The 3,778-nt window shown below is 71.4% G+C and carries 6 protein-coding genes; all 6 read right to left on the reverse strand.

Features of this window, described 5'->3' with window-relative positions; translation table 11 throughout:
* A partial coding sequence (locus tag IJH84_RS14535) for a glutamate-1-semialdehyde 2,1-aminomutase (protein WP_295145295.1) occupies nt 1-972 on the reverse strand: 972 nt, incomplete at its 3' end.
* 59 nt (nt 973-1,031) lie between these two features.
* Nucleotides 1,032-1,385 carry a hypothetical protein gene (locus IJH84_RS14540; protein ID WP_200068926.1) on the reverse strand — a complete coding sequence of 118 codons (354 nt, stop codon included), beginning with the start codon at nt 1,383-1,385 and terminating at the stop codon, nt 1,032-1,034.
* A 118-nt stretch (nt 1,386-1,503) separates the two neighbouring features.
* Nucleotides 1,504-1,953: a hypothetical protein gene (locus IJH84_RS14545; protein WP_295145297.1), complete on the reverse strand. Its 450-nt coding sequence runs from the start codon at nt 1,951-1,953 to the stop codon at nt 1,504-1,506.
* Entirely contained in the window at nt 1,946-2,377 is a 432-nt protein-coding gene (locus tag IJH84_RS14550; RefSeq protein ID WP_295145299.1) for a hypothetical protein, read from the reverse strand. Before IJH84_RS14550 ends, IJH84_RS14545 begins: the two co-directional genes overlap by 8 nt.
* Nucleotides 2,374-3,024: a hypothetical protein gene (locus IJH84_RS14555; protein WP_295145301.1), complete on the reverse strand. Its 651-nt coding sequence runs from the start codon at nt 3,022-3,024 to the stop codon at nt 2,374-2,376. The genes IJH84_RS14550 and IJH84_RS14555 overlap by 4 nt, the downstream gene beginning before the upstream one ends.
* A gap of 82 nt (nt 3,025-3,106) precedes the next feature.
* Nucleotides 3,107-3,685, reverse strand: a complete 579-nt coding sequence (locus tag IJH84_RS14560; RefSeq protein ID WP_295145303.1) for a hypothetical protein — start codon at nt 3,683-3,685, stop codon at nt 3,107-3,109.
* Nucleotides 3,686-3,778: the final 93 nt, after the last annotated feature.

The raw sequence follows: 3,778 nt of genomic DNA on the forward strand, positions 1-3,778 counted from the left end.
CAGGTTGGCCAGCCCGGCAGCGACCGCGACCGGGTTCCCGGCCAAGGTGCCCGCCTGGTACACCGGCCCGGTCGGCGCCAGCAGCTCCATCACGTCGGCGCGGCCGCCGAACGCCGCGGCGGGCAGGCCACCGGACATGACCTTGCCGAAGGAGTAGAGGTCGCCTGCCACGCCGTCCAGGCCGAACCAGCCCGAAGCCGAGACCCGGAAGCCGGTCATCACCTCGTCCATGATCAGCAGCGCCCCGGCGGCGCTGGTGATCTCGCGCAGCGCCGCGTTGAAGCCGGGCTGCGGAGCGATCGCGCCCATGTTGCCCGCGGCGGCCACGGTGATCACGCACGCGATGTCGTCGCCGTGCTCGGCGAACGCGGTGCGCACCGCGTCGACGTCGTTGTACGGCAGGACGATGGTGTCCGCGGCCTGCGCGCCGGTGACCCCCGGCGTGCTCGGCAGCCCCAGCGTCGCCAGTCCCGAACCGGCTCCTGCCAGCAGCGAGTCGACGTGCCCGTGGTAGCAGCCCGCGAACTTCACCACCTTGCGCTTGCCGGTGAACGCGCGCGCCAGCCGCACCGAGCTCATCGTGGCCTCGGTGTCGGAGTTGACCAGCCGGACCTGCTGCACCGGCTCGACCCGGCGGATGATCTCGGCGGAGAGCTCGATCTCACCGACGCCCGGCGTGCCGAACGACAGCCCGCTGCCCGCGGCGTCCTGCACGGCCTTGACCACGTCCGGATGCGCGTGCCCGTTGACCATCGGCCCCCACGAGGAGACGAGGTCGACGTACTCGTTGCCGTCGGCGTCCCACATGCGAGGGCCTTCGGCGCGCACCATGAACCGCGGGGTGCCACCGACGGACCGGAAGGCGCGCACCGGGGAATTGACGCCACCCGGGGTGACTTCCTGCGCTCGATCGAACAACTCCCGCGAACGGGGCGCCGCAGAATTCGGGTTGCCAGGGGTTTCGGCTGTCACGCCTCCAGTCTGACAGGCCGCGGAGTGTGCGTTGCCGCACCCCGCGCGGGCCCCGGCCGTCAGCGGCGCGGTCCGCGGGAGCGGCGCACCCGCCATGCCAGCATCGACTGCCGGACCACGTCGATCACGGCGAAGGCCGCCGCGGTCGCGGCGGTGACGCTGAGCCCGACCCAGTTGCCCGCGATCCGGGTCGAGTGCATCGGTGCCCCGTCCGCACCCGGCACCTCGACGCTCGATCGCGACTCGCCCCAGCACCACCACGCGGCGAACACGAGCGCGATGATCAGCAGAACTTCCCCGGCTGCGATGGCCAGCCGCCACGGCTGCGCCAGCCGCCCGGCCGGGGCAGCGGTGTTCGCGGTGTCCTCGTGCGGCATCGGCCCGTCGGCCGAACACGGTTCCGGAAACGTCACGCCACGCAGGGTCTCACGCGGTCGTGCGAACCGACGCCGCGTCGTGGGTCCACGGCTCCGCCCGAGTCCGGCTCTTGATCTCTGCCCGGTCCGCGGCGCAGCCGCTGAGCAGCCGCCCCTAGGGCTCGACCAGCAGCGGCCGCAGTTCCTCGAGCAAAGCTGCGGGGTCCTTGGCCCAGGCCAGCACTACGCGGTCGTCCGCTAACCGCAGCGGAATCTCGCCCATGCCCTTCGGCGGGGTGAAACCGCCGCCCAGCACCGGCACGCCCATCGGCGCTCCCACGTCGGTGATCGCGGCGATCCGCGCGATCTCCAGATCTTCCCGGCCGACCGTGAGCAGCGTCGGCGTCAACAGCACCAGCAGCGCGCGTCGCCGCGCGTACACCCACGCCGCGGCCGCCACGCCCAGCACTCCGGCCAGCAGCAGCCACGCGGCGAGGTTCACGACACCGGGTGTGAGGAGTTCGACGAGCAGTCCGCAGCCGGCGAAGACCGGCCCCCACGCGACGGGCCACCAGGTCGAACCGTCCTCGGCGTAGAGGACCGGGCCGGTTTCGGCGTCACTCATGCTCGCCGGTCACCCGTTCCGTTCCGGTCTTCGACCAGCAGCACCACGCCGCCGCGCCGCCGAGCACCAGCACGATGAGGTTGACCACGGTCAGGGATTGGCTGCCGAGCATCATCACCACCTGCACCGCCAGCAGCACGGACACCCCGATCCTGGACCACGGCCGCCGGGTCAGGATCAGCAGCCCCAGCACGACGTATCCGGCGGCGAAGACCACCGCGATGCCGGTGTTGATCAGCAGCAGTTGCAGCGTCCGGTCCGCCGCCTGCTCGGGTGCCGCCGCGTGGTTGGCCACCAGCTGCTGCTGCAGCGCGGACCGTCCCGCCCACGAGAAGGCCGTCTGCACGAGCAGGAAGGCCGCCAGCGCGCACCAGAGCCCGACGCCCGCGCGCACCGCCTGCGGCGCGGTGTTCGCGGCGCTCACCGGTACGACCTCGCTGCGAAGTACCACTGCGAAGGCTTGAGGTAACTGAGCACGATGAACGCGGCCATCGCGACGAGTTCCAAGGCGCTGCGCGCGTAGCCGAGCGCGACGAGGCCGGCGGGTTCGACCACGCCGGGCGGCAGTTCACCCTCGCCCCAGCCCGAACCGCCGACGATCAGGCCGGACAACGCGGCGAGCACCCAGACCGCGGCGAACACGGTGAGCGTGACCCGCGCCCAGTTCCGGCCCGCGCGGAGGCTGAACCCGAAGATGATCCACAACGCGGTCAGCACCACCAGCACGACCGTGGCGACCACGAAGAACGCCACGAGCACGTTGGCAGCGGTCTGCGCCGCCAGTTCTTGCTGCCCGCCTGCGAACTCCGCGGCCAAGAGTTCCCGCGTGAAGCCCTGGGTCTGGAAGAAGCTCACCGCGTAGAGCACCGTGGCCACCACCGGCACCACCACCGCGAGCCAGAACGCGGCTTCGACGGTTCCCGGCCTGCGCGGCTGGCCCGGATCCGGTGCGGACGGCGCCGCGTACGGGTCGGCCTGCTGGTATTGCGGGTAGCCGCCCGGCTGCTGCGGAAATCCACTCGGTGGCGGCTGCTGGCCGCGCTGCTGCCCAGGATCGTGCGGTGACGTCACGTGCAGAACAGTAGAAATCCGGCAAGGTCGCTGTCCACCTGTTCGATCAACATCACCGGTTCGCGAGCACCTGGCGTGCCGATCAGGGGCGGTAGGTGAAGTGATCGCGCGCCGAGCTCGCGAACATGCACAGCACCGTCGCGCTCAGCGCCACGACCTGCGCCGCCTCCAGCACCACGTACAGCGGGCCGTACGGGTTCTTGCCCACCAGCGCCAGCAGGCTCGAGACCGCCCACACGAACGCGATGGAGGTCAGCACCAGTCGTGCCCACTCGCGGCCGCGGAGCATCGCGAACAGCAACAGCGACCACAACGCCGCCGCGAGCACGGCCATCGCCACCAGGCCGCCGAGGATGCCGAGGTAGACGCTGCGGACGTCGCCGCCGGTGAGCAGGAACTCGGCGTCTCCGAGCATCCGCAGCAGCAGGTCGTCGGAGGCGACGCATTGCACCGCCAGCAGCGCCGAGCCGATCATCACGTCGACCACGCCGAGCCAGAACGCAGCGGTCACCGGCCGCGGGCGGCCCGCATCGGGCTCGCCGACCCAAGCCGGGGAATCGACGGCGCCGGTCTGCGGCCAGGGCGACGCTTGCAGCGCGCCGGAACCGCCGGGCGAGGAATCCGAGTCCAGTTCCGGCCGGGAATCCTGCGAGCTGTTCACATCATCGAGCGTAGATCAGAACAGCCGGATGCTCCCGCGCCGAAATAGCGGGAAACCCCACTACCGGAGGAACGGCGGCCCCTGCATCGGCGG

The organism is Saccharopolyspora sp. (assembly GCF_017434145.1).
Lineage (GTDB): Bacteria > Actinomycetota > Actinomycetes > Mycobacteriales > Pseudonocardiaceae > Saccharopolyspora_C > Saccharopolyspora_C galaxeae.

Excerpts from the sequence above, each read along its gene's own strand:
- IJH84_RS14545 (WP_295145297.1), bottom strand. The coding sequence starts at position 1,953 with ATGAGTGACGCCGAAACCGGCCCGGTCCTCTACGCCGAGGACGGTTCG.